Origin of the sequence: Methanosarcina sp. KYL-1 (genome assembly GCF_024372725.1) — an archaeon.
GTDB lineage: Archaea > Halobacteriota > Methanosarcinia > Methanosarcinales > Methanosarcinaceae > Methanosarcina.
In genome coordinates this window covers 1-25,072 of sequence record NZ_VOUA01000006.1, presented here as the reverse complement: position 1 = coordinate 25,072, position 25,072 = coordinate 1, and the positions used below count along the sequence as shown (strand labels likewise).

The window sequence follows — 25,072 nt, the reverse complement described above, 5'->3', positions numbered from 1 at the left end:
CGTAAGAAAATTATCATGAAAAAAATTCGAGCAAACTTCCTGTTAGTACAAACTTCTTTAATACAAGTTATTGTCGGCCAATTATATATAATATTTTTGCGAAAATTTAATATACTAACTGAATTTCCGCCCGGAGAAATTAGCATAAATTAGCCCGGGTAGAAGAAGCTTAAAATATGAAAATTATCACAATATTAACACATAATTTCTCCAAATACATAATTGATATTATGAAAAAAGTAGGATTTGTTAAATATCCGAGACATCTTAATGGCATATCCTTGGAACCTCCACCTGCCCCCGAAACACACAGAAATTCCGACGGTAAGGGGGCCGGGATAAGGGGAGTACCTCAGGCTGAAGAGTCTGAGTGCCCGTACATCAGAATAAATATATTAAAAATGTATTTGAAATAAAAATACCCGGGCCAGAAAGGGGAAAAGAGGTGAAGGGCATAAAAGGAAAGGAAGTGGGTAGACTGATTAAGATAGATGAATAAGAAGGGAGAAAAGGAAGGGAGAAAAGGAAGGGAGAATTAAAGGGGGAAGAAAGAAAAAGAAGACAGGGAAAAAGGGATTTTAGCAGGAATGCACAAAAAGGGAAATTTTCATTAAAATATTCTTTAAACTTTTCATTAAAAATTATCATTAAAAATTATATATATTAAAAAACCCATAAAATAATTAGAAGTTCTTAGACTCTTAAAGGCATCGCAACACTTATACATGTCTTATGACATTTACTCGCAGGTTCAGATGATGAAGGCAGTACTAGGTTTAGAAGACGGAACAGTTATTAAGGGCACCGGTTTTGGTGCCGAAGGCACAGCATGCGGCGAACTTGTTTTTACCACTCAATTCACGGGATATGAGGAAGCACTAACCGACCCTTCGTATAAGGGTCAGCTTTTGATGTTCACCTATCCCCTTATCGGAAACTACGGTATAAGCGGGGAGCGCGTCCAGTCCGACAATATCCACGCGGAGGGACTTGTGGTCCGTGAAGCCTGCAAAAACCCCTACCACTACAAATCTACTCGTTCTATCCACAAATTTTTAGAGGATGAAGGAAAGCCAGGGATCGAAGGCGTGGACTCCCGGATGCTTACCATCAAGACCCGGGAACGCGGGACCATGCGGGCAGCCCTGATTACGGGGAGTGACGATGGGGAAGAGGCCGTAGAAGTGGCAAGGAACTTTCCGCAGATAACGGACCAGGAACTTATCTCCCTTGTGACCTGCAAGGAACCCTACTTTATCCCCGGGGCAGCAGGGGCCTGGAAGGGCAGCGGAAAGCCCAAACACGCGGTGGTAATCGACCTCGGGATCAAGCGCAATATCTTAAACAACCTGAATAAGAGGGGGATCGACCTCACGGTGGTCCCTGCAACGGCTTCACCCTCGGAAATTGCAGGGTACGAGCCTGACATGCTTTTTGTTTCAAACGGGCCCGGAGACCCGGAAAAGGCGACCGACGCAATCAATGCGGTCAAACACTTTGCAGGCACGGTCCCTGTCTGCGGGATCTGCTTCGGGCACCAGATCATATCCCTTGCCATGGGGGCAAGGACTTACAAGCTCAAGTTCGGGCACAGGGGAGGAAACCAGCCCGTAAAGGACCTGGTGGAAAACAAAGTGTTCATAACTTCCCAGAACCACGGTTTTGCAGTGGACGCGGACTCCCTTGACGGGACCGGGCTCTACGTAAAGTACCTCAACGCAAACGACGGGACCGTGGAAGGGGTCTCCCACAAAGACCTGGACGTCTTCAGCGTGCAGTTCCACCCCGAAGCCCAGGCAGGGCCCATGGACACGGAGGAGGTCTTCTTCGGCAAGGTCGTAAAGACCCTCGGAGGTGAGCTCTGATGGCGAAACGTGAAGACATAAAGAAAGTCCTGCTCATAGGCTCAGGGCCGATCACAATCGGACAGGCTGCGGAATTCGACTTCTCGGGCAGCCAGGCCTGCAGGTCCTTAAAGGAAGAAGGAATCAAAGTAGTCCTTGTAAACTCAAACCCGGCTACGATCATGACCGACCCCGAAATGGCGGACTCGGTCTACATCGAGCCCTTAGACGCCCGGATCGTGGAAAGGATCATCGAAAAAGAGCGCCCCGACGGGATCATTGCAGGAATCGGCGGGCAGACCGGGCTTAACATCACCAGCGAACTTGCGGAGATGGGGGTCTTTGAGAAATACGGAGTCCAGATCCTGGGCACCCCCGTTGAAGCCATCAAGAACACGGAAGACAGGGAACTCTTCAAGGAGACCATGCTCAGTATCGGGGAAAAGGTGCCCCTGAGCCGGGCAGTCAATTCCTTAAAGGAAGCCGAAGAAGTGGTCGGGGAACTCGGCCTGCCCCTGATCGTCCGCCCGGCTTACACCCTGGGAGGAGCAGGCGGCGGAATTGCCCGCACAAAAGAAGAGCTCCTGGAAATTACGGAACGCGGGCTCAGGAGAAGCCGCATCAACCAGGTGCTTATCGAAGAAAGCGTGCTCGGGTGGGCAGAGGTCGAGTACGAGGTCATGAGGGACGCAAGCGATACCTGTATCGTGATCTGTAACATGGAAAACATTGACCCCATGGGCGTGCACACCGGGGAATCTGCAGTCGTTGCCCCGTCCCAGACCCTTACGGACGCCGAGCACCAGATGCTCAGGAGTGCCTCAATCAAGATCATCCGCGCCCTCAAGATCGAAGGAGGGTGCAATATCCAGTACGCCTTAAAGGAAGGCGACTACCGCATCGTCGAGGTCAACCCGAGGGTTTCGCGGTCTTCTGCCCTTGCGTCCAAGGCGACAGGCTACCCGATTGCCCGCGTAACCGCAAAGATTGCAATCGGAATGAAGCTCGACGAGATCGTAAACAATGTCACCAAAAATACCCCGGCTTCTTTTGAGCCGGCTCTCGACTACGTGATCACGAAGATCCCCAGGTGGCCCTTTGATAAGTTCACGACCGCGGACAAGACCCTGACCACTGCCATGAAGAGTACGGGAGAAGTCATGGCAATCGGCAGGACGATTGAAGAGTCCCTGCTCAAGGCCTTCAAGTCCCTGGACATCGACAGCCAGCTCGGGATAAAACGCTGGGAAGAGCCGGAGATCAAGACCCTCCTCAAGACCCCGACCAGCGAGCGCCTCTTTGTCCTTTTCCACGCTCTTGAAAGGGGCATGTCGATAAAGGAAATCTCGGAACTTTCGAACATAAACCCCTTCTTCATTTCCAAGATAAAGAAAATCGTGGACATGGAAAAGCGCATAAGGAACGAAGAGCTCACTCCTGAATTCCTCCGCGAAGTAAAAAAGATGGGTTTTCCGGACTCGCGCCTCTCGGAACTTACCGGGAAGACCAGGGCGGAAATCAGCGACCTCAGGCACGCAGCAGGGATCGTTGCAACCTTCAAGATGGTGGACACCTGCGCAGCCGAGTTCCAGGCAGCAACTCCCTATTATTACTCCACTTACGAAGACACCTGCGAGACCAACCCAACGGATAAGAAGAAAGTCCTTATCCTGGGCGCAGGCCCGATCCGGATCGGGCAGGGAATCGAGTTCGACTACTGTACCGTGCACGCTGTTACGGCGCTCCGGGAAGAGGGAATCGAGACCCACATCATCAACAACAACCCCGAGACCGTGTCTACGGACTTCGACACCTCGGACAAGCTCTTCTTTGAGCCCCTTACCCTGGAATACGTGATGAACGTAATCGAGAGGGAAAGGCCGTACGGGGTCCTGGTGCAGTTCGGAGGGCAGACCTCGGTGAACCTGGCAATCCCCCTGAAAAAGGAACTCCAGCGCAGGACCGACCTGGACACCGTTATTCTGGGTACGGACCCCGACGACATGGACCTTGCCGAAGACAGGGAAAAGTTCTACGTCCTGATGCAGAAGCTCGGCATCCCCCAGCCCGAAGGCGGGTATGCAACTTCCCAGAAGGAAGCCATCGAGGTTGCCAAAAGGATCGGCTTCCCGGTGCTTGTGCGCCCCTCCTACGTGCTCGGCGGGCGGGCAATGGAAATCGTTTATGACGAGACCGACCTGGAACGCTACATGAAAGAGGCTGTAAGGGTCTCTCCCGAACACCCGATCCTGATCGACGACTTCCTGGAAGGCGCCTGCGAAATAGACGTTGACGCAGTCTGCGACCAGAAAGACGTGCTGATCGGCGCAATCATGGAACACATCGAGGAAGCCGGGGTGCACTCCGGAGACTCGGCCTGTGTAATCCCGCCCCAGTCCCTCTCGGAAGATGTCCTGGAAAAGGTCAGGGAATACACCCGGAAGATCGCCCTCGGCCTGAAGGTGAAAGGGCTCATCAACATCCAGATGGCCGAAAAGGACGGGAAGGTCTTTGTGCTCGAAGCCAACCCCCGCTCCAGCCGGACGATCCCCTTCGTCTCAAAAGCCGTCGGGATCCCCCTTGCAAAGATCGCAGCCAGGGCCATTGCCGGGCAGAGCCTGAAGTCCATGGGCTACACCGACGAGCCCAAACCCAAACACGTCTCGATCAAGGAAGTCCTCCTGCCCTTTGACAAGCTCCCCGGAGCAGACCCGGTCCTCGGCCCCGAGATGAAGAGCACGGGCGAGGTCATGGGTGTGGACTACGATTTCGGAAGGGCCTACTATAAGGCAGAACTTGCTGCAGACAACCTCCTCCCCCTGACCGGCAAAGTCTTCCTCTCCATCAGGAACGCCGACAAGCCCCAGCTGGTAGAGATTGCAAGGAAACTGCAGGCAGCAGGCCTCGAACTCATGGGCACCCGGGGCACGGTCAACTACCTTGCCGACCACGGAGTCTTCATGGACACCGTAAAGAAGGTGCACGACGGAAGCCCAAACGTAATCGACATGATGCGCAGGGACGAAGTCGACCTGATAATCAACACCCCCACCAGCCAGCAGTCCCGCAGGGACGGCTCCAGGATCAGGAGGGCAGCCGTTGATTTCAAGGTCCCTTACATCACCACCATCCAGGCAGCAAGCGCTGCAGCCGATGCCATCGAGACCATGAAGAACGGCCAGGAACTGACCATCAAATCCATCAACGATTACCACAAAGAGATGGAGCAGTAAACGTCAGGCAACGGCAGAACAGCAAGGCAAAGTAAAGCAAGCCAAAGCAAAATAACAAGCAGCAAAATAACAAGCAGCAGAATAACAGGCCGGCACGGCGGGAATCAAGGCAAAAAGTAAGGCAAAACCCGCCCGCCGGCAAATCATTTTTAACTTTCAAACTCATTACAGACCCATTACCGTTTTTCAAATGACAATTACCAGAAATTAATCCGAAACTAATTAGGGGTAGAATCATGGCAAAGAAAGTAGCACTTGCATATTCCGGTGGGCTTGACACTTCTGTGTGCATCCCCATCCTCAAGGAAAAGTACGGGTACGACGAAGTAATCACAATTTCGGTCGATGTCGGGCAGCCTGCGGAAGAGATCAGGAAGGCTGACGCAAAAGCCCAGAAGATCAGCAACAAGCACTACACGATCGATGCAAAGGAAGAGTTCGTAAGGGACTACATCTTCCCCCTGATCAAAGCCAACGGGAACTACGAAGGCTACGTGATGGGCACCTCGGTTGCCCGCCCGCTGATCGCCAAGAAGGTAGTCGAAGCAGCCATTAAAGAAGGCGCAGTAGCCCTTGCCCACGGCTGCACCGGGAAAGGCAACGACCAGCTCCGCTTTGAAGCCGTCTTCCGCCAGACCGACATGGACGTAATCGCCCCCATGCGTGAGATGAACCTGACCCGCGAGTGGGAAATCAACTACGCCAAAGAGCACGGCATCCCCGTCGAAGCCACCAAGTCCAAGCCCTGGAGCGTTGACGAAAACATCTGGAGCCGCAGCATCGAAGGCGGCCGCCTTGAAGACCCCTCCTTCGTCCCCCCCGAAGAGATCTTCGAGTGGACAAAGTCCGCAGAAAAAGCCCCCGAAGAGCCCATGATCCTTGAGATCGGCTTCAATTCCGGGGTCCCGGTCTCCTTAAACGGCGAAGAAATGGGCGGCTACATGCTCATCAAGATGCTCAACGAGATCGCCGGAGTCCACGGCGTCGGCCGCTCCGACATGATCGAAGACCGCGTCCTCGGCTTAAAAGCCCGCGAGAACTACGAGCACCCCGCAGCCACCGTCCTCCTCGCAGCCCACGCCGACCTTGAAAAACTCATCCTCACCCGCGGCGAACTCAAGTTCAAGAAGACCGTAGAAGAGCAGTGGTCCGAAATGGCATACGCAGGCCTGGTCGACGACCCCCTCTTTGCCGACCTCAACGCCTTCATCGACAAGTCCCAGGAAAGGGTCACAGGCACAGTGAAAGTGAAGCTCTACAAAGGCGCACTTACTATCCTTGCCCGCAGCTCTCCGAATGCGCTTTATTCTGAGGACCTGGTTTCTTTTGACAGCCAGACCATCAACCAGCAGGATGCGGAAGGGTTTGCGAAGTATCACGGGTTCCAGGCGAGGATGTACAGGAAAGTGATGGATAAGGAATAAATCCGTCTTATTTTGTCTGTTCCCTTAAGGAACAGGCCCCACTTTTTTTGTTTCGGTCTTTTTGTCCTCTTTTTCGGTTTCGTTTTTAAGGTGAATCATAAAACCGTTAGTCAATGTCTTATTTTAGATAGCCGGGGCACTCACCGGTCGTCGAAGACGACCGGTCTTTCCTTAATGGATGATGAGAAATTGAAATGAAGCGTAATTGAATGTCTCTAAAACAATCACAATTTGAAGGAAAGATGGAAAAAGGAATGGTTTATTAATTTTGGAGTGTTAGAAGGTTTAAGGGGTACCAAATTGATAGATCAGGAAGAGATTCATAAAAAATGCCGCAGTGAACAGCTCAGTGAACGTATGATGGCTTTGAGGCAACTGAGAGATAATTTTGGAAATCTTCCTGAGAAGCAAAAAGTATGGGAAGAATTACACAGATTAATTTCAGATAAAGATAGTATCGTAAGAGAACATGCAATCGGAATACTTGAAACTGTTTTTCAGCATATAAATAACAAAAAACAAGCATGGGAAGATATAATCAGATTGCTTTCAGACGAAGATAGCTATGTGAAAGAGCAGGCAGTTGGAGCAATTAGAACTACTTTTCAACATGTACCTGACAAGAAACAGGCATGGGAGAATTTAATCAAATTGATTGCAGACGGAGACTACGATGTACGATGGCGCGTAGTAGAGGAAATTGAAACTGTTTTTCAGTATGTACCCGATAAAAAACAGGCATGGAATGATTTATTCAGATTAACTTCAGACGAAGACGACTATGTAAGAGAGCACTCAATAAGAGCACTCAAAACTGCTTTTCAACATGTACCTGACAAAAACGAATGGGAAGATTTAATCGGATTGATTTCAAATGAAGATGATTATGTAAGAGAACAAGCAGCAGAGGTAATTGGAACTGCTTTTCAGTATGTACTCTACAAAAAACAAGCATGGGAAGACTTACACAACTTAGTCTCAGATGAAGACTATGATGTGAGATGGAAGGCAACAACGGCAATTGGGACTGCTTTTCAATACATTCCCTGCAAAAAACAAGCATGGGAAGATTTACACGACTTAGTCTCAGACGAAGACTATGATGTGCGAGGGGAAGCAGCAGTGGTAATTGGAACTACTTTTCAATACATTCCCTGTAAAAAACAAGCGTGGGAAGATCTTATCACATTGACTTCGGACGAAGAATATAACGTGCGAGAGCAGGCAACGTGGGCAGTTGGAACTGCTTTTCAATATGCACCTGACAAAAAACAAGCGTGGAAAGATTTAATCAGATTGACTTCGGACGAAGACGAGAATGTGCGAGATCAGGCAACGGGGACAATTGGGACTGCTTTTCGATATATGCCTGACAAAAAACAAGCGTGGGAAGATCTTATCACATTGATTTCGGATGAAGACGAGAATGTTCGAGAGCAGGCAGTGGAGACAATTGAAACTGCTTTTCAACATTTACCTGATAAAGTCGAAGCATTGGATGATATACACAGATGGACCTTGGATGAAAACTATAATGTTCGACGCCAAGCAACGAAGGCAATAGGAACTGCTTTTCAATACGTACCCAACAGTGAACAGGTATGGGAAGATTTACACAGATTGACTTCAGATATCGACTATAATGTACGGGGGGAAACAGCAGAGGTAATTGGAACTGCTTTTCAACAAATACCTGATAAAAGAAAGGCGTGGGAAGATTTACATAAATTGACCTTAGATGAAGATTTCAGGATACGAAATGTTACAACATGGGCAATTGGAACTGCTTTTCAATATGTACCTGACAAAAAACAAGCTTTAGAAGAATTACACAGATTGACTTCAGATGAAAGCAACTATGTGAGAGCCAATGCGTATCATTCTCTTGGCAGAATTTCCATCTACAAAGCCTCTCAATCTAGATACGAAGAAGAATACATACGAGAACTTGAAAATTCAATAAACTTTTTTGAAAAAGCTACTAAAGAAGCTGGTTATTACAACCCTTCGAGCTTTTGCTTACCTTTCTACCGTTCATTTTATACGATAATCAGTGCCGAAAAGCAGCCGCCTAAGGGCGAAATCGACAGATACCTTGCTGAAGCAAAAAATGCTGTAAAGGGGTCAGAGAAAAAAAGGTTACTCTTTGAAGCTGTTCAAAATCTGGCCAACGCATTAAAGGAAGTTCAGAAGCTTGAAAAAATGGACTTAGAAGCCAAGAAAAGCGAACTTAATTATTATAGGGAATATTGCGAGCAAGCGTCAGAACTGATGAAAAATACCGAAGAAAAAGCGCCTTCTGCCACACAAGTACTGAAAAAAGGCCTTCCCATCCTCGATCGCAAACTAAAATCCCTACTCGAAGAAATCCAGGAGAAAGCAAAGACCGCGTGCCGGGAATCTCAAGGTACTGATACGGAAGAAATTGCATGTGCTGTCAGTCGGGAAGTTCAGAAATGGGAAATTGGGAGTCAGGAATATCTAGAAATGCAAATTGAGAGCCTTGTTAATCTTCTCAAATCGTACATTCCTAAAATTGAAGAAAACAGCTCAATCCTCAATCGAATTGATAGGATTCTAGGAGAACCTGACATAGTTAAGCAGTATACTCTTCTCAATAACCTTATTCCACAAATTATAGACATACAGGTGTCTGAAAAAACAGCTCCAGTTTTGAATGAGATTAAAGATCTAAGGGTTTCAGTTGATAGATTAACAGAATCTGTAGATGAACTACAAAATCCACAGGAATATCTTGATACGATCCAAAGAAACCTAGAAGATATCAAAAACGATATACCTGAAATGAATGAAAAAATCGATGAAGTTCTCTACGAATTGTATTCTCCTTTGAGTACGACTCAGAAACTGAAGGTTGCTATTCCACTAATTCCAATGCTTGCTACTTATGAGATGGAAACAAATGTTCCGAAGCTTGTGGCTGACAAGATTTATGAATTGAAGAATCTTGTTTTGCGTTTTAAAAACAAGTAAATGTGATTTCTTGGCGTAGTCTGGACAAAAGGTTTTTCGGGGGTTAGATTGAAGCGCCCGCCCACTAAAGAAATATATTTTAGCTGACATGGGATCGAGAGGCAAAACATGCCCCTGGAATTCAGAAAACACCCCACGCAAAAGGTCGTACTGCTGATCCGAAAGCAGCCCCGAGGGAGTCGGGCGAGGGGAGGGAGAGAAAAAATGGGGGGGTGGGAACTGCTGAGGATCGGGATGCGGAGGGGCGCAGGCTTTTAACATCTCGAAGCTGGACAAAAGGTTTTCCGGGAGTGATTGAAGCGCCCGCCGACCAAAAAAATATATTTTAGCTGACTGGGGATCGAGAGGAAAAACGTGCCCCTGTAATTCGAAAAACACCCCACGCAAAAGGTCGTACTGCTGATCTGAAAGCAGCTCCGAGGGAGTCGGGCGAGGAGCTGGAGAGAAAAAATGGGCGGGGGGAGGAACTGCTGAGGATCAGGATGCGGAGGGGCGCGGGCTTTAAATCTCCCTCGTCCGAACGAGAGGATTCCGGGGGTTCGATTGAAGCGCCCGCCCACCGGCGAAATATATTTTAGCTGAAATGGATAGAGAGGACAAACGTGCCCCTGTAATTCGAAAAACACCCCACGCAAAAGGTCTTGCTGATGAGCTGAAAGCAGCCCCGAGGGAGTCGGACGAGGGGAGGGAGGGAAAAAAATGGGCGGGGGGAGGAACTGCTGAGGATCGGGATGCGGAGGGGCGCGGGCTTTTAATCTCTCACCTCTGAACGAGAGGATTCCGGAGAGTGATTGAAGCGTCCGCCCACCAACTAAATATATTAAAACTGAATTGGAAGTTTTGAGTGACTCGCTTACAAAAAATTAAGAATAGTTTGAATAATCAACAGATTAGTGAAAGCTGCCAAAATTTTATTTACATTATTTCAGCTCACAAATAGTAACTTTGTTTTCAATCTCGTTTATGAATTTACTAACCGAATCTTTTTGCGTATAGATAATCAGGTCACTCATAGCCCGCGTAACAGCGACGTAAAAAAGTCTTCTTTCTTCCTGATATCTATCTTTCTTGCTTGAGTGAGTTGCGGGTTCAAAAATGTCGGGATTTTCCAATTCACAGGGAAAACCGTACATGCCTTCCACCACATCCAGCAGAAAAACAACTTTTGCCTGCAAACCTTTGCTCCTGTGAACCGTCATGAAAGGCACCTTATTCGGGTTTTTATTTCCATCAAAGGAAAGAGGAACCTTCATCTTTTCGGCGTATTCCCTCAAATTCTTCTGCATCATTATATTTTTCCCAATTCTGGATAGAAGCAAAATGTCTTTTGCCTCATAGCCTTCATCAAGATAACACTTTATTGAATCGACACAGTGCCTGGTTATTTGGGAGTGGTACTTGTATGGGAACCGCCGATCATAATCCGAGATGTAAACCCTGATAGGACGTTCATCATTATTTTTAGCAAAGGTTTCTTTTTTGATCTGCGAACCTTTATTGTAGACTATAATTTCAGCACCAGTATCCACTATAGACTTGCAGCTTCTATAGTTGATAGAAAGGTCGGTCCTCGCAGGATGATCGAAGTATTCATGGAAATTCACGAAGAAATCGAGATTGGACCCTGAAAAACCCATTATGCTCTGCCAATCGTCACCCACGCAAAAAAGCTTACACCCTTCGTTTTTCCTCATAAGCTCTCTTATGAGTTCGTATCTTTGAGCACTGATGTCCTGATATTCATCAATCAAAATCTGGTTGAAAGAATCTTTGCATAATTCCGTGTTTTCTTTCAGTTCTTTTACAGCAAGATTGATCATGTCAGAAAAATCAATTTTGTTTTCATTTCTTAACTCATTTTCATAAATTTCATAAATATCTGAAGCGATGCTGGCAAACATTTTTTGTTTTGCAGACCATCTCTCGGTTAACAGCCTGTGCTCGATCTTTTTAGGGGACAGATTATATGTTTTAGCAATTGTTATGAATCTGCCAATGTTGAAAGAAAGACCTTTGACGGATTCTCTGCATTCAGCGCTCAATCTATTGACAAGCTGTTCGTATGGAGCAGGAGTGAACTCAAAATCTTTATCGGGATACTTTGCTTTTAATGCATTTGTCAGCCTTTCGGTCAAAGTTTTCTCAAAATTTGTTTCTTTGAATTCATAATATGTGGTTTCCACAAGAGAATATTTGTCCTGTTGCGAGAACTTCCCGATTTTCATCGCCATGCTTTTTCTGTATTCTTCCGATGCGTTTTCGCCTTCAAACCAATCAGGCACATTGCCATCCCTGTCTATTGCCCAGTGTTCAAGGTAGATGTCGTAATCGGGAAAGAAAAAATCAGGCCTCGGGATTTTTTTCTCGCCGCTGGCACCGGTATAAGCCATCCACTCCGCAGGATGTTCGTAAGATATCCTTATCCTTTCTCCGCTTAAGTTGTGGCTCAGAAAAAAGTTCAGTATAGCCCTTTCAGCTTCACTTTTGACCTTAGTTCCATCAAGAGCCGTATACGTTAGACCCTTCATGTATTTGTAAAATTCTTCTTTTTCTTCGAAATCATCTTTACTCCTGACAATCGCATCGTCATGGTAGAGTTTCATGTAATCCAAAATTTTCTTCTGGAAATTTCCATCCGTTTTTTTAAGATTGAATAGAGAATTAATATAACTGGAGAATTCTTTTTCAAAATTGTAGCCCGAAAATTTTAATTCAGGAATCTCTTTACCTGAGTTTTTGCAGGCATCTTCAAGAATTTTCTTTCCTAACGAATGAAAAGTCCTGACTTCTATGGCATCAATCCCAAACCTTTCACCAAGTCTGTTTTTAACCTCTCCAGCTGCTTTATTCTGAAACGCAAGAATAAGTATCTTTTTAGCGTCAACCCCATCGGGGGCTCTTTCCGTGAGATAAGCAGCTCTGGTAATCAGGACTTCGGTTTTTCCAGAACCGGCACCTGCTACAACTAAATTATGTGTATCGTCAATTACTATGGACCTTTTTTGTGAGTCGTCCAGAGGAAAAGGAGACTTCTGAAATAAAAAGTCGTATTTTTGGATTCTTTCCTGTATAAAATCCTCATTGTCATATGCCTTAAATTCATTCAATAAACAGGTTAATTGCTCCACTGACCTTCCAAGAAAGTCTTTGGAAGGCTCATCCAAGATTTTACTTTTATGTGTATAAATAGAACAGGTGTCTAAACAGCTCTGGCAGGTATTGATTAATTTTTCCTTCTCATGAAAAGTTAAGTAAGTTTCCTTTCTTAGTTTGTATGATTCGTACCTTTTGGACAAGTCTAAAATAGTTTTTTCAATATTTTCTTTTACTTCTTCACTTATGCTTTCTTTCTCTGATCTTAAAATTTTGTATACATAGCCCGAATAACATATCAAATAATTTCTATTAAGAATAACAAGTGAAAGTAAAAATACTATTAAAAGTGAAATGACAAAATCAGGAAGAATAATTGCCGCCAGGAAAAATAAAAGCAATAAATGCTTTATTTTGAACCTCGGATCACTATTATTTGCCTCATTTACAGTTATCCCAACACCTTCCGAAAACTTCAAACTAAGTATATTAAAAGCGTGATACAGTTAACTATACAAGCAACCTATAAAAAAGATGGGCAAACTGGAAAATACAATTTTTTTAGTGGCACTCAAATATATAAGACCGAGTATAAGGGAACAAACAATTATGCGTTAAAACAAGTTTAAGAAATTGTGAACAGGCATTGTTTCAGGCATTATACACCAAATAGATCACGATTTCGTTTTATCAGTTTCGTTCAAAACTAAGACTAGTTTGAGAAACTTCCACCGTAATTCGAAACAGCTACATGCTTTCGATCTCTAAATTATTAACAAGTGGTTTCCGGGGGTCAGATTGAAGCGCCCGCTCACCAACAAAATATATTTTAGCTGCTATGGGGTCGGGAAGAAAAACATGCCCCTGGAATTCAGAAAACACCCCACGCAAAAGGTCGTACTGCTGATCTGAAAGCAGCCCCGAGGGAGTCGGGCGAGGAGAGGGAGAGAAAAAAAAGGGCGGGGGTGGGAACTGCTGAGGATCGGGATGCGGAGGGGCGCGGGCTTTTAATCTCCCTCGTCCGAACGAGAGGATTCCGGGGGTTCGATTGAAGCGCCCGCCCACCGAAGAAATATATTTTAGTGACACGGGATAGAAAGGACAAACGTGCCCCTTATAAAGATGTAAAAATCACGAGTTTTTAATTTCACTTTTCTTAACTTTATCTTAACAAACGTATTCGGGGGAGATTTAAGCAGACCGCCGGCATGATAAATATATTTAAAATGAACTGAAATGAGTCAAAAAAACTTCAATGGCCCTCCTAAACAAAAAATAACTTAGAATCCCGCAAAAAATGTTATTATCTATTGTATATTTTTTGACTTTTCGAATGTCTTAACTCTTCTAGAATTAGCGATTTAAAAGTCTTATAAATAATAAAGCATCACAGTATACATATGGCTGATTCAATAATTAATCCAAAAAGGATTCGGGATAATGCCCCTCCTCGTAAGTCCATCTCATTAACTGAAGAGGATCTTCTAAGGGTTGCTTACTTGGAGAAAATTTATACCGAGCGTTATCCTATGGATGCTCCTTTCAGCTTTTCTAATACGATTTCAAAGGCTATAGAGATTGCCTTTGCTAATGCTTCAAATCCTGAATGGGGTGATTTAGCACAAAAACGATTGAATGATCTGGAAGAGGTGGAAAGGAAATCGTCAAGAATCGGGAAACTCAAACGAAAAAAGAATTAAATGCTCACGGGTATTTTACTTCTCATTCTTAACAAACGTGTTCGTGGAAGATTTAAACAACCGCCGGCAGAAAAATATATTTTAACTGATGTGGGATCGCAAAACCCCCGCCAATTTCTAAGAAACACCCCACGCAAAAGGTCGTACTGCTGATCTGAAAGCAGCCCCGAGGGAGTCGGGCGAGGAGAGGGAGAGAAAAAAAATGGGCGGGGTGGGAACTGCTGAGGATCGGGATGCGGAGGGGCGCGGGCTTTTAACATCTCAAAGCTGGACAAAAGGTTTTCCGGGGGTTAGATTGAAGCGCCCGCCCACCGGCGAAATATATTTTAGCTGCTATGTGATCGACATGCCCCTTTAATTTGGAAAACACCCCACGCAAAAGGTCGTACTGCTGATCCGAAAGCAGCCCCGAGGGAGTCGGGCGAGGGGAGGGAGAGAAAAAATGGGGGGGTGGGAACTGCTGAGGATCAGGATGCGGAGGGGCGCGGGCTTTTAACATCTCAAAGCTGGACAGAGGTTCGTTAGGGAGTGATTGAAGCGCCCGCCCACCGAAGAAATATATTTTGTCTGATGTAAAAAGAAAAGGATTTAGCATCAAAATTATCAATTTACACAGCTTCCGAACCTGTGGAGGGTTTTTCAGCAATAGCCACGTACTCAGCAAAGGATTCTGATTCAGGAATAGGTAAATTGTCTTCCAGCAGTCCCTGCACATGCATTTCAATAGCTTCATGGATATTTTTCTCTACCTCAGCCCTGGTGGAGCCGGTAGCTACACAGCCTGGAAGGTCAGGGGAATACGCTGAATAATTGTTGTTTGCTTTTTCGATCACGACAGGGAAAAGGTACATGGTCAATTCTCCAGCTGGTGAAAAATATGGGTGTGGATGATGATATGGCATAATTACCGGCAGGTTGAGATTTCAATCAACGGAACTGTTCCCGGTACCGGGACGCTTTAACGTAGCTTTTCCAGAGTATGAAATCATCCCACTCTTCGAAATCTTCTTCCCCGACTCTCGAATGGATTCTTTTTTCAAAAGCGGAAAAGTCCATACCGTATTTCTGTTCCATTTCTGCAATCATTTTGCCGTAGTAATCCATTTTTTGTTCGGCCCTGTCATGCAAAAGCCGCATTGAGTCGTCCAATAGTTAGCACCTGATTACCATTTTGCCACTCAAATCTTAAATGCATTTGTGTGCCCCGTAAACCTTTTTAAAACTCCATTATGCACCCTTATGCATCAAGGTTCCGGACATTCAAGCAATAACATCGACCACTCTGCAGGAGGGCTTTCCCAGGCAGGCCTGCAGTCCGTCTTCTATAAGTGATTCCAGGCAGGCCTGAATTGCTTCTTTAATATTCTCAATAGCTTCTTCAGCTGTATCCCCCTGCGAAAAACAGCCGGGAAAGCCGGGAAAGCTGGCAATGAATCCCCCGGTTTCTTCGTCTTCCTCAAGGATAATTTTGAACCTCATAATATCAGCTATAAGCCTTTTTGCTTAAATTCCTGAGGGTAGAAGAGTTTCAAATTCGCTCTTGCTTGCAGAGCATCCTGCAGGGTTTTTTCCAGTACACCAGGACTTAATAATGCATTTTCATTTCATCTCTACTCCGATTCCTCAAAAATCCACTTTCACCTAAATAATCTTCATTACAATGACGATATTTTAAGTAATAATAGTCATTATAATAACAATATTTTCAGCTAAAATCATCATTATAATGAAAGATATAAATATTCGGTGCTCAAATACTTCTTTATGAAGCAGCTCATGAAGATTTGGAACCCCTGGTGGACAGAGGGCAAAGTCCCTGAATCCAAAAAGAGGATCTCCCGTCCCCGGACCCTTGAAAGGATCCTGAAACTTATGGGCATAAGGGAAGTCGTCTGCATTACCGGGGTCAGGAGGTGCGGGAAATCGACTTTGATGTACCAGGCGATAGACTACCTGGTCGGGCAGGGGGTGGAACCTGAAAATATCCTCTACTTCAACCTTGACGAACCTTTCGAGGACAAAAGCATAGGGATACTCGACCGCATCTTCGCCGAATATATCGAGCTGCATGCACCTGAAGGGAGAAAATACATCTTCCTGGATGAAATCCAGAACATCGAAGGCTGGGAGCAGTGGGTCAAGAAGTTTTACGACCTCCACGGGGAAGAAATCAAATTCGTGCTCACCGGTTCGAACAGTACCATGCTCTCTGACCGGCTTGCAACCCTCCTGACCGGGAGGATGATCACGCAGCACATCTTCCCCATCTCCTTTGGGGAGTACCTGGATTTCGTGGGTTTTGAACTGAAAGACCCCGACGTCCAGAAAAATGTGGTTCTGCACCATTTCAACAGATACCTCTTCAAAGGAGGTTTTCCCGAAGTTGTCCTGGAGGAAGATTCGGACATCAACCACCTTCGGCTAACCGAATACTTCAACAGCATCCTCCTCCGGGACATAGTTGTGGGCCGGAAGATCCGGGAAAGTGCAAAACTTATCGAACTTGCAAACTATTCCCTGGCGAACGTCTCCACCCTCCTGAGCTATTCGAAAATTTCAAACGCTACGGGACTCTCCGTAAACAGCCTCAAAGAATACCTGCTTTACCTGGAACAGGCCTACCTCATCTACCAGCTGAATTTCTTTTCCTACTCTGTTAAAGATTCGATCTCAATCAAAATGCCCAGGAAAGTCTACTGCATAGACAACGGGCTCCGGAATTCAGTAGCATTCACCTTTTCTGCCGATGAAGGGAGGCTTGCGGAAAACCTTACATTTATAGAATTGAAGCGAAGAAAAGCGGAATTCTTTTACTGGAAGCAAAAAAGAGAAGTGGATTTTGTCATAAAAGGCAGGGATCAGATGCTCACAGGTATAAACTGCAGCTATACGGACCGCATAAGGGCAGGAGAAATCAATGCCCTGCTGGAATTCAAGGAGCATTTCGGGGACAGGGTTTCCGGGCTGGTCCTGCTAACTAAGAACCTCGAAAAAGAAGAATCAGGGATCAGTTATGTCCCCCTATGGAAATGGATCCTGGGGACTGATTAATTGAAATGGCTCAAATTTCTGACATGGGCTTTAACTGTAAATATATGTTGACGTACCGATTGAATAGATCTTTCTGAAATTGAGCATGTTTGAATACCAGGACAGAAAGCTCAAAGCTGGCAATATCCAACTCGAATTTCTTTGTCTAAAACGCCTTTGTCCATTAACTTTTTTGGAAAAACCGGTCTCGCAGGCTCGACCGGTGAGAGCCCAGGGACCTGAAAGCCGATTGTTCAAAGGCTGCTCAGGAAAGTGAAGCAAAATGAACAAACCTTTCAGGCCATAAAATATGTCATATGTCGGATTACTCAAAATTTTCCCGATACCGATACTCAGACGATCCAGGCAAAACTTCCGGACCGTACAATTAAATTGCACGACCCTTCGCTGGTGTCGGTGCCAAAAAAGTATGTTTTCATTAAACCGGGAAAATCCTCAATATCGGATTGGTTGGAAAAATGCCGATACCGATATATAGCGTGGAGTACCAGGGGTGCTTGTCAACCATCCAAACGAATGAAATGATCTGAGAGAATTCAGGGACATTCAAGCCCCTTTCTCGGCTCCGAAGGAGACAGGGAGGGGTAGTTGACCAGCTGAACAGCCTGAAGAGAAAAAAATCTTCGATTTTCTGTATCTACTCCCGGTTTTCTTCAAGGTTTAGCGGATCCTATGGAATAAATGTCAGAGAAACAATTCACCCTTTGCCCAGAGTTCATCAAATTTTGCCTTAAATCGCTTTGCATATGATTCATCATATATTCTTGTCATACCGAGGTTTCTACCCGTATTGAACTGGTCTTCAATATCGAGCAGGGTTATCCTGGAATCAATGATTACAAAATTGTATTCGGTTTCTAAAATTCTTATTTCCATCAGGTCCTTAATATTGCGTTTAAATGACAGGTCTTCTATCAAATCAATAAGCTCTTTAAAAGATGGCAGTAATTGTGATCCCGGGTCCAACATTTTAACTTTTACGCCGCGCTGTACTAAACTCAAATAAGCTTTGCTGAAGGTGGATACCGCGGAATCATATAGTTCCGATCTTCCAGGTCTGTACTTACTATGGATTACAACACATATTTCATGCTCGATTTTCTCAAAAGCCGAAGCCACCATTTCATTCAGTTCATTATTACGGAACCTGTCAGGCCAGAAGACAGTTTCAACATTTTGTGGTGAATTGTCGTTGCAAAGTTCCCTTTCGATTTCATCAAATGTTTCTTTAAGCATTTTGAGCTCATTGAGTGCTTCTTCCTCTTTTCTTTTGTACATGAGTTTAAATGCTCTTTCAGGATCAACCACCCGGTATCTTTGTGGCCTTGACGGCTGGATTTCGACAAGCTCATAGTTTTTGAGGGCTTTTAGAACCTCGTAGATCTTTCCTATAGGGACTTTCGATGCATTTGATAATTTGCTTGCTTCCATAGAATCCTGTTTTAGAAGTGTCAGGTAAACCGAACTCTCATACCTGTTTAATCCGATTTTTGCAAGTAATTTTTCATCCATCTTTTCACTACTTTTCAGTTTATTGTAGAGTAAAACGGTTATCTTTCCGAACGATATTAAGACTACTGTTCAAGCATATGAAAGTGAAGTTGTTAAGTTAAGGGCTATGCTGACCGAATACATTCATTCAAATAAAAGAACGATATGTGGCAAAGGTTACACTGAACCTGTAGAAGAATTCTAAGGAACAAACTCCATGAAATAATATGGAATAGATTAACTAAAAGTGGTCAAGATGACGTTTACAAAAAGTAACAGATACGATTTTGATTTTGTTAAAGAAAACATGATGGGACCAAACGCAATGAAGGTTCTTGAGGAAGTGTCCGAATCTTTGAAGCTTGAGAAAGGCATGAGAATACTTGATCTCGGCTGTGGGAGAGGGCTGACCTCAATATTCCTGGCAAAAGAATATGATGTTACGGTTTTTGCAACTGATCTCTGGATAAGTGCAACAGATAACTATGAGAGAATCAAGTCAATGGGACTGGAAGATAAAATAATACCAATACACGCGGAAGCCCACGATTTGCCGTTTGCAAATGAATTTTTTGATGCTGCTATCAGTATAGATGCCTATCACTATTTCGGGGTTGAAAAAGATTATTTGACAAAGTATTTTGCTCCACTTGTAAAAAAAGGAGGGCAAATAGCAGTTGCAGTTCCGGGCTTGAAGCAGGAATTTACAAATGGAGTTCCAGCAGAATTAGTGCCATACTGGTGTGATGATATGACTTTAACTCTACACTCATTTGATTGGTGGTGTAATTTATGGAAAAACTCTGATTTGGTAAGTATTAAAGAATGCAAAGAATTAAATTGCTTAAAAGAATCCTGGCAGGATTGGCTTTTGTGTGATAACGACTATGCTCGCAGGGATATAGGAATGATGGAAGCTGAAGGTGGAAACTACTTTAATCTGGTTTCAATCATAGCTACAAAGTTATGATTCAAAATCTGTTGGGGAGCTCACGACCTGGCCTGCAAAATTACGTTCATTAACTCCTTAGATCGGCATGAGGTCTTAAAAGATGTGGTTTTTGGGGGGAAATAAGGTTCTATGGATTCCATGGAACATCATCGATTTCATTGAAGGACATAAGTTTATATTTATAATTTCAACACAATATTAGTTTTTGGGTAACTATTCAGCGTATGAAAAACAACATCAATAGACATCCTCCTAAATGTAAAACGGGCAAGATCATCTTGCCTTATTTTATATAATTGTCGGCTATTGATTGTGTTTTTCTGTTTTACGTAAGTTGGTAATTCCATGTTTTTGAAACCTCAAAATCAGCATCAATCGACTGATTTTTGGTATGCTTAATAGATACAAAAAATGAAATTTTTGATAGGGCAGTCTTACTTTGAGAAGTGATTCTCAAATTAGAACATCGATTTTCAGAGCTAATTTAAGACCCTTTACATGGAAATTCCGGAGTGTAGAAACAACTATATGGAAAGAAGAGGATAAGGGACGGTGTGAAACTAAATATAATAATACTGTCTTTTTACTCAATCCTGGCCCTTTTTATTTCCATGCTGCTCAAAGAGGTCCTTAACCTCCTGGAAGTCATTAACTTAAATGACCTTCAAGCAGGCACTGTTTCAGCTTCCAGATTCACGGACGCCTCTCCCATAATTTTCATGATATTTCTTTACGGGTTCCTGGCCGTTATTTCAGCGGCTTCTGTGAAAATTCTCAGGAACAACTGGAAGGCAACTGAAAACGCAATATATTCTAAGAATAAAACTTTTTAACTTTTTTATTCTTTTATTCTTTTATCCGCTTACCTTTTGCCCGTTTACCTTTTGCCCGTTTACCTTTTGCCTGTTTACCTTTTGCCTGTTTACCTTTTGTCATTTTTTCACTCAAGAGCTGAAAAAAGCCGAAAGCCTGGTCTGTTCAGCTTTCTGGCATCCTTCGCCTTTTTCCCCTGCTTCCGGATATCTTTCCCCTAAAATGGACCCGTGTTCTTTCTCAAGCGAACTCCGGTAATACCCAACCGTTTTTTCCCTCCAGTCTCCCGGAAGCAGCTGGAACTGCATCCCCCTTTTCTGTTCATTCCACTCCCAGACCCCGGACCGGTAAAAAATAGCCCCCAACTGACTTGAGAGCTGGGCATAAGACACATCAGGCCTGAGCCTGTAAAGGAAATTTCCGATCCCTTCCTTTTCGTTTCTCCGGTGCAGTTTTGCAACGTTATTTGCCAGGTCTTTCCACTCCCGGTCCTGCATGAACCCGTCCAGTTTGTTCAGGTGGGTGCAGCTAATCTTATCGATTCTTGGGAAGCGGGCGTGCCTGAACTTCCTTTTTATGAAAATATTTCCCCGGGTGTCTATCCGCCAGGAAAAGGCTTTCTGTTTTGCGCCGAGAGTACTGGAGCGGGACCAGAAGGCATCCATGGAGGTAAATCTGGTTTTGATATATAAAAAATTGTTTGTGAAGTATGTTATTTTTTTAGTTGAAAAATAAAGAAGCTGGTTTTTCTCTTTCGCGAAACTCTTTCGCGAGAAACATTCTTGAATTCGTAAAAAAAGGTTTATGGGACAGGCCTGATTTTTCTGCTGCCCCTGTGGGAATCAAGTGTGATAAGTTTCCACATAGCTTTTGACGACCAGCCAGATGAGGAACCAGCCAAAGGCTGACACCAGATCTCTTTGAAACTTTCTTTTCATAGCCAGCATTAATATCTGTCTCAATATTTAAATTTTGTTTCGCCCGTATTTTTCTTTCCATCAATTCATAGATTCTTTTTTCAATTGGCTTCTAAGAGATATTATTTGCCCTGTCCTTAAGTTGATTATTGTTAATCTGACAATCTCAGGAAAGGTACTTTTTCAGAAAATTTTCTTCATTAAAATTTTGACCACCTTTGAACCTTTTTCACAATGAAAGTTCCTGCCCTGTGCTCGGGAATTGGGTTGGGGCAAGAAAGTTGCCGTGGGTGTGGAGATGGTTTTGAGGTGTAAAAAAGTGTTCGTGAGTAGAGAGGAGGTTTCTATCGTTTTCCCGGGTAAACTGAAAGAAGGAAGCATGCAGGCGACAATCCGGGAATTAAGTGAGGAGACGGATCTGCAGGTGTATGAGATGAAATATTTGTTCAGGTTTCATGCGTCCAGGATCTTCAGATCAAGGCCAGAGGGGAACCGGTGTCAAACGGCGAGCTAAATCCAAAAAAATAATTCCTGTAAAGAGGGCTAAAAATGCTTCAATTTCCCTTCCCGTTTACACGGGAATTTGTGATTCTTTTTCAACTGCCTCTCTGGCTTTCCCTCTCACTTCGTCGTCTTCGTCAAGGGTCAGTCTCTGGAGGTCTTCCCATGCTTTTTGTTTTCCCGGGGTTTGCTGGAATGCGTTTTCAAGTGCATGGGCTGCCCAGAACCGCACACCGCTGTATTCGTCATCCGTGAGTTTTATAAGGTCTTCCCATGCTTTTTGTTTTTCCGGGATTTGCTGGAACGCTTCTCCCAGGGCTTCCGCTGCCCAGAGCCGCACAACACCGTATTCATCCGCTGCCAGCCTGTGCAGGTCTTCCCATGCTTTTTGTTTTTCCGGGATTTGCTGGAACGCTTTTCCCAAAGCTTCTGCTGCCCAATGCCGCAAAAAGCTGTCTTCGTCAAGGGTCAGTCTGTGCAGGTCTTCCCATGCTTTTTGTTTTTCCGGGATTTGCTGGAACGTTTTTCCCAGCTCCTGGACTGCCCAGTGCCGCACAACACTGTCTTCATCAGCTGTGAATTTTATCAGCTCTTCCCATGCTTTTTGTTTGTCAGGCAAGGAGCTGAACTCTCTTCTTAACTGACAGACAGATTCTCTGCGTTCATAGGGATCACTACTTTCACTCTTTTTATGTATCTCTTCTAGATTAAACACCAACCAACACCATTATAATTTAATACCTCCGGATTTAAAACTGTTCTCTTTTATTTTGTCTTTGATCCCGCGGTTGGTTGTTAAGGTCGTACATAATCGAGCGGGAGAATCAGGCGGGATAATTAAGCGGGATAATTAAGCGGGATAATTAAGCGGGATAATCAAGTGGCGTAATCAAGTGACGTAATCAAGTGGCGTAATCAAGTGGCGTAATCAAGTGGCATAATCAAGCAGTTGAAGTGCATTCCGTATCGTGAAAAATGCCAGCGGATCTCCCCTGTTTTTCACTCCTTTTTTCCCTCTCCGACAGAATGGCTGTTGGCATTGTTATTGGCATGGAGCTGCCAGTAGCGGTCGTAGAGGGTGACGATCAGGGTCAGGAGCAGGACGAAGAAGAGCGTGTTCTCGAGGTTGATTGAGCCTTCGTACCTGGGGCTGAGGAAGTTTAAGAGGAGGATGAGGCCGGTATTTACCAGTGACATCACGATAAATTCCCTTACAATGGAACTCCAGTGCCTTCCGCGCCGGGCCAGCCAGTGACTCAGGGCCGTGTTTACTATGATGATGAAAGCCACGGCAATGGATATCTGGATGTTGTTTGCCCGAACGCCCGGAAGTATCTGGGCGAAGATTATGGTCAGGAGGGAGATCAGCACGATTTTCTCGATTACCTGCTTGTTTATGAGGCGTTCCCGCTGCTCCTTCACCGTTTTTGGTATGGGGGGGACAACCGGGGCGGCTGCTACAGGGAGGGCTTCGAATTTCAGGCCCTTCCGGGCAGGAGGCAGGTCCCGGAGCAGCCACCAGGCCAGGCCGAGCAGGAATGCTGCATAGGCAACCAGGATGAGGGCGTTTGAGGGGTTGGCTTTGATCCAGTCAGTGGTGTCCAGCTGGGCGACGTGGATCCAGTATTCCTGGGGTATCTTGACGAAAACCCAGATAAGGGCTGCTGCAGCGATCAACTTTCTTTTTGTCAAAACCTTCGGGTCCCATTTCAGGCGGACGGCTTCGTAGAAGATGAAGAAGTACTCGAAGGTGTTGGGGAAAATAAGCAGCAGGTAGCGCAGGTGTACCATTTCGAAAATAGCTACGCCTACCAGCCGGTAGTAGAAGAGGAAGCGGTCCAACTTAAAGGCGTAGAGGTTCGACCAGTTGCGGAGCGTCGAAAGGTAGGTGATACTCAGGTAATAAATGTCAAGGGCCTTATCATATCCCTGGTAACCTTCCAGGGGCAGGTTTGTAAACAGCTGGAATATCGTCTGGTCGACCATATCAAGAATCAGGGAAGCCAGCACACCCGGGAGAGGGTAGCGCGGAATAGTAAGCGGTATTAAGAAGCGGGCCATAACCACAGCCCAGAATATCAACAGGTCCGAAGTTTCTGCCATGTCGAGTTTGTTCCCCCCTCATTCATTTCCGGCCTGCTGTCCCCCAGGCAAGGCCTGATTTCAGCGTATTATACTTGTCAATATATATAGGTTAATTTCTATAAAAATTGTTTCATATTAAAATACTTGTTTTGAACTCTGTATAGCTGCTTTCAAACGGCTTTTATTTCTAAAGGGGTGTTTTTTCGCCTTTCCACGGTAAAAAACCCTTAAAAATACCTGTTTCAGGAATAAATTGGTATTTGAGTGTAGTAACAATGGTCCAGAAATGAATTCAGGTTATAAAAAATGTATTCAGGTTATACAAATTTCTAGCAAGAATATGAAATTTCCACTAAGAAAATGAGTGATTGAAAAGAAATGATATGTTGGGCTTTGTAGAAAACCTCTCTTAATCATCTGTAAGAGGCTTAAATAAAGATGTAAAAGTACTGATTGGTCCACTCAGTTTGGGTCACTCAGTTTGGGTCACTCAGTTTGGATCACTCAGTTTGGATCACTCAGTTTAGCCCACCCGGTTCAAATTAATAGGATTTTTATCAAAGAGAATTTCTGCAGAGCCGAATATTCAACCGAAATCACAACTACATGAAACGAATTGAACCCTGCTAATCCAGACAGGACAGCTGTAATTCACCTTTTCAGCTATCCCTAAAAACCTTTTTTCAATCTGCTTTTCAGGTACCGTCACTCTCACCGGTCGTCGAAGACGACCGGCTTTTCCAGAAAGTATATTTAAATTCATTCGTCATCGGTTAAGATTCATTTTCCTTCTTACGTTACTGTTTTTCCAATCTACAACTTTCATTCAAACCATTCTTCTCTAAACCTTTCTCTATTTACATGTGGATCCAATGCTTGACTTTCGTATACATTCATCACTGTTTCAAAAGTTCTTTCAATTCCACATCTATGTAGAATCCCTGTCAATAAATTTGATGCATTTTCAGCAAATA

The 25,072-nt window shown here is 44.7% G+C and carries 20 protein-coding genes and 1 pseudogene; 11 read left to right on the top strand and 10 right to left on the bottom strand.

Annotation, left to right across the window (positions count from 1 at the left end):
- The first annotated feature begins 176 nt into the window (after nt 1-176).
- The 5 genes from FTO70_RS06470 (at nt 177) to FTO70_RS06450 (ending at nt 9,495) form a co-directional block, all read left to right on the top strand.
- Nucleotides 177-416 (top strand): hypothetical protein, encoded by a 240-nt coding sequence (locus FTO70_RS06470; RefSeq protein ID WP_255334929.1) that lies wholly within the window; start codon nt 177-179, stop codon nt 414-416.
- A 342-nt stretch (nt 417-758) separates the two neighbouring features.
- A complete protein-coding gene (carA, locus tag FTO70_RS06465) occupies nt 759-1,865 on the top strand; it encodes a glutamine-hydrolyzing carbamoyl-phosphate synthase small subunit (protein WP_255334928.1) in 1,107 nt (368 codons plus the stop codon).
- Nucleotides 1,865-5,077 carry a carbamoyl-phosphate synthase large subunit gene (carB, locus tag FTO70_RS06460; RefSeq protein ID WP_255334927.1) on the top strand — a complete coding sequence of 1,071 codons (3,213 nt, stop codon included), beginning with the start codon at nt 1,865-1,867 and terminating at the stop codon, nt 5,075-5,077. Before carA ends, carB begins: the two co-directional genes overlap by 1 nt.
- A 236-nt stretch (nt 5,078-5,313) precedes the next feature.
- On the top strand, nt 5,314-6,501 hold the full coding sequence (locus tag FTO70_RS06455; RefSeq protein ID WP_255334926.1) for an argininosuccinate synthase: 1,188 nt from the start codon (nt 5,314-5,316) through the stop codon (nt 6,499-6,501).
- Between the two features lie 300 nt (nt 6,502-6,801).
- Entirely contained in the window at nt 6,802-9,495 is a 2,694-nt protein-coding gene (locus FTO70_RS06450) for a HEAT repeat domain-containing protein (RefSeq protein WP_255334925.1), read from the top strand.
- Nucleotides 9,496-10,415: 920 nt separating this feature from the next.
- Here the strand turns inward: FTO70_RS06450 and FTO70_RS06445 are convergent.
- Complete coding sequence (locus FTO70_RS06445; protein ID WP_255334924.1) at nt 10,416-13,067, bottom strand: UvrD-helicase domain-containing protein; 2,652 nt, start codon at nt 13,065-13,067, stop codon at nt 10,416-10,418.
- 921 nt (nt 13,068-13,988) lie between these two features.
- Here FTO70_RS06445 and FTO70_RS06440 point away from each other — a divergent pair.
- Together FTO70_RS06440 and FTO70_RS06435 are read left to right on the top strand one after the other, a co-directional pair.
- On the top strand, nt 13,989-14,288 hold the full coding sequence (locus tag FTO70_RS06440; protein WP_255334923.1) for a hypothetical protein: 300 nt from the start codon (nt 13,989-13,991) through the stop codon (nt 14,286-14,288).
- A gap of 202 nt (nt 14,289-14,490) precedes the next feature.
- Nucleotides 14,491-14,646 (top strand): hypothetical protein, encoded by a 156-nt coding sequence (locus FTO70_RS06435; RefSeq protein ID WP_255334922.1) that lies wholly within the window; start codon nt 14,491-14,493, stop codon nt 14,644-14,646.
- Nucleotides 14,647-14,896: 250 nt separating this feature from the next.
- Here the strand turns inward: FTO70_RS06435 and FTO70_RS06430 are convergent, their stop codons facing one another.
- From FTO70_RS06430 to FTO70_RS06420, 3 genes are all read right to left on the bottom strand, one after another.
- Nucleotides 14,897-15,139, bottom strand: a complete 243-nt coding sequence (locus FTO70_RS06430; RefSeq protein WP_255334921.1) for a type II toxin-antitoxin system HicB family antitoxin — start codon at nt 15,137-15,139, stop codon at nt 14,897-14,899.
- Nucleotides 15,140-15,215: 76 nt separating this feature from the next.
- Complete coding sequence (locus FTO70_RS06425; protein ID WP_255334920.1) at nt 15,216-15,437, bottom strand: hypothetical protein; 222 nt, start codon at nt 15,435-15,437, stop codon at nt 15,216-15,218.
- Nucleotides 15,438-15,548: 111 nt separating this feature from the next.
- Nucleotides 15,549-15,767 (bottom strand): type II toxin-antitoxin system HicB family antitoxin, encoded by a 219-nt coding sequence (locus tag FTO70_RS06420; RefSeq protein ID WP_255334919.1) that lies wholly within the window; start codon nt 15,765-15,767, stop codon nt 15,549-15,551.
- A 285-nt stretch (nt 15,768-16,052) separates the two neighbouring features.
- On the opposite strand from FTO70_RS06420, the gene FTO70_RS06415 reads away from it, so the two are divergent.
- Complete coding sequence (locus FTO70_RS06415) at nt 16,053-17,339, top strand: ATP-binding protein (protein ID WP_255334918.1); 1,287 nt, start codon at nt 16,053-16,055, stop codon at nt 17,337-17,339.
- Between the two features lie 684 nt (nt 17,340-18,023).
- On the opposite strand, the gene FTO70_RS06410 is transcribed toward FTO70_RS06415, so the two are convergent.
- Entirely contained in the window at nt 18,024-18,851 is an 828-nt protein-coding gene (locus FTO70_RS06410; protein WP_255334917.1) for a TrmB family transcriptional regulator, read from the bottom strand.
- Between the two features lie 235 nt (nt 18,852-19,086).
- Here FTO70_RS06410 and FTO70_RS06405 point away from each other — a divergent pair, with 235 nt between their 5' ends.
- Nucleotides 19,087-19,800, top strand: coding sequence for a cyclopropane-fatty-acyl-phospholipid synthase family protein (locus FTO70_RS06405; RefSeq protein ID WP_255334916.1), 714 nt, complete (start codon nt 19,087-19,089; stop codon nt 19,798-19,800).
- 593 nt (nt 19,801-20,393) lie between these two features.
- The gene (locus FTO70_RS06400) at nt 20,394-20,615 is read left to right on the top strand and encodes a hypothetical protein (protein ID WP_255334915.1); all 222 of its coding nucleotides are present in this window, start codon (nt 20,394-20,396) and stop codon (nt 20,613-20,615) included.
- Between the two features lie 111 nt (nt 20,616-20,726).
- On the opposite strand, the gene FTO70_RS06395 is transcribed toward FTO70_RS06400, so the two are convergent.
- Both FTO70_RS06395 and FTO70_RS06390 read right to left on the bottom strand, forming a co-directional pair.
- Nucleotides 20,727-21,260, bottom strand: a complete 534-nt coding sequence (locus FTO70_RS06395; protein ID WP_255334914.1) for a hypothetical protein — start codon at nt 21,258-21,260, stop codon at nt 20,727-20,729.
- 55 nt (nt 21,261-21,315) lie between these two features.
- On the bottom strand, nt 21,316-21,594 hold the full coding sequence (locus FTO70_RS06390; RefSeq protein ID WP_255334913.1) for a hypothetical protein: 279 nt from the start codon (nt 21,592-21,594) through the stop codon (nt 21,316-21,318).
- Nucleotides 21,595-21,798: 204 nt separating this feature from the next.
- Between FTO70_RS06390 and FTO70_RS06385 the strand changes: the two genes are divergently transcribed.
- Entirely contained in the window at nt 21,799-22,026 is a 228-nt protein-coding gene (locus tag FTO70_RS06385; protein WP_255334912.1) for a hypothetical protein, read from the top strand.
- A gap of 57 nt (nt 22,027-22,083) precedes the next feature.
- Here the strand turns inward: FTO70_RS06385 and FTO70_RS06380 are convergent, their stop codons facing one another.
- The 3 genes and pseudogenes from FTO70_RS06380 to FTO70_RS06370 form a co-directional block, all read right to left on the bottom strand.
- Nucleotides 22,084-22,728 carry a HEAT repeat domain-containing protein gene (locus tag FTO70_RS06380; RefSeq protein WP_255334911.1) on the bottom strand — a complete coding sequence of 215 codons (645 nt, stop codon included), beginning with the start codon at nt 22,726-22,728 and terminating at the stop codon, nt 22,084-22,086.
- A gap of 284 nt (nt 22,729-23,012) precedes the next feature.
- Nucleotides 23,013-24,116: a hypothetical protein gene (locus FTO70_RS06375; protein WP_255334910.1), complete on the bottom strand. Its 1,104-nt coding sequence runs from the start codon at nt 24,114-24,116 to the stop codon at nt 23,013-23,015.
- 804 nt (nt 24,117-24,920) lie between these two features.
- Nucleotides 24,921-25,072: pseudogene (locus tag FTO70_RS06370) on the bottom strand (IS4 family transposase); the annotation flags it as partial.

Excerpts from the sequence above, each read along its gene's own strand:
- FTO70_RS06410 (WP_255334917.1), bottom strand. The coding sequence starts at position 18,851 with ATGGATGAAAAATTACTTGCAAAAATCGGATTAAACAGGTATGAGAGT.
- FTO70_RS06470 (WP_255334929.1), top strand. The coding sequence starts at position 177 with ATGAAAATTATCACAATATTAACACATAATTTCTCCAAATACATAATT.
- carA (WP_255334928.1), top strand. The coding sequence starts at position 759 with ATGAAGGCAGTACTAGGTTTAGAAGACGGAACAGTTATTAAGGGCACC.
- FTO70_RS06405 (WP_255334916.1), top strand. The coding sequence starts at position 19,087 with ATGACGTTTACAAAAAGTAACAGATACGATTTTGATTTTGTTAAAGAA.
- carB (WP_255334927.1), top strand. The coding sequence starts at position 1,865 with ATGGCGAAACGTGAAGACATAAAGAAAGTCCTGCTCATAGGCTCAGGG.
- FTO70_RS06455 (WP_255334926.1), top strand. The coding sequence starts at position 5,314 with ATGGCAAAGAAAGTAGCACTTGCATATTCCGGTGGGCTTGACACTTCT.
- FTO70_RS06395 (WP_255334914.1), bottom strand. The coding sequence starts at position 21,260 with ATGGATGCCTTCTGGTCCCGCTCCAGTACTCTCGGCGCAAAACAGAAA.
- FTO70_RS06440 (WP_255334923.1), top strand. The coding sequence starts at position 13,989 with ATGGCTGATTCAATAATTAATCCAAAAAGGATTCGGGATAATGCCCCT.
- FTO70_RS06420 (WP_255334919.1), bottom strand. The coding sequence starts at position 15,767 with ATGAGGTTCAAAATTATCCTTGAGGAAGACGAAGAAACCGGGGGATTC.
- FTO70_RS06415 (WP_255334918.1), top strand. The coding sequence starts at position 16,053 with ATGAAGCAGCTCATGAAGATTTGGAACCCCTGGTGGACAGAGGGCAAA.
- FTO70_RS06430 (WP_255334921.1), bottom strand. The coding sequence starts at position 15,139 with ATGTACCTTTTCCCTGTCGTGATCGAAAAAGCAAACAACAATTATTCA.
- FTO70_RS06390 (WP_255334913.1), bottom strand. The coding sequence starts at position 21,594 with ATGGAAAGAAAAATACGGGCGAAACAAAATTTAAATATTGAGACAGAT.
- FTO70_RS06400 (WP_255334915.1), top strand. The coding sequence starts at position 20,394 with ATGCTGCTCAAAGAGGTCCTTAACCTCCTGGAAGTCATTAACTTAAAT.
- FTO70_RS06375 (WP_255334910.1), bottom strand. The coding sequence starts at position 24,116 with ATGGCAGAAACTTCGGACCTGTTGATATTCTGGGCTGTGGTTATGGCC.
- FTO70_RS06435 (WP_255334922.1), top strand. The coding sequence starts at position 14,491 with ATGGGCGGGGTGGGAACTGCTGAGGATCGGGATGCGGAGGGGCGCGGG.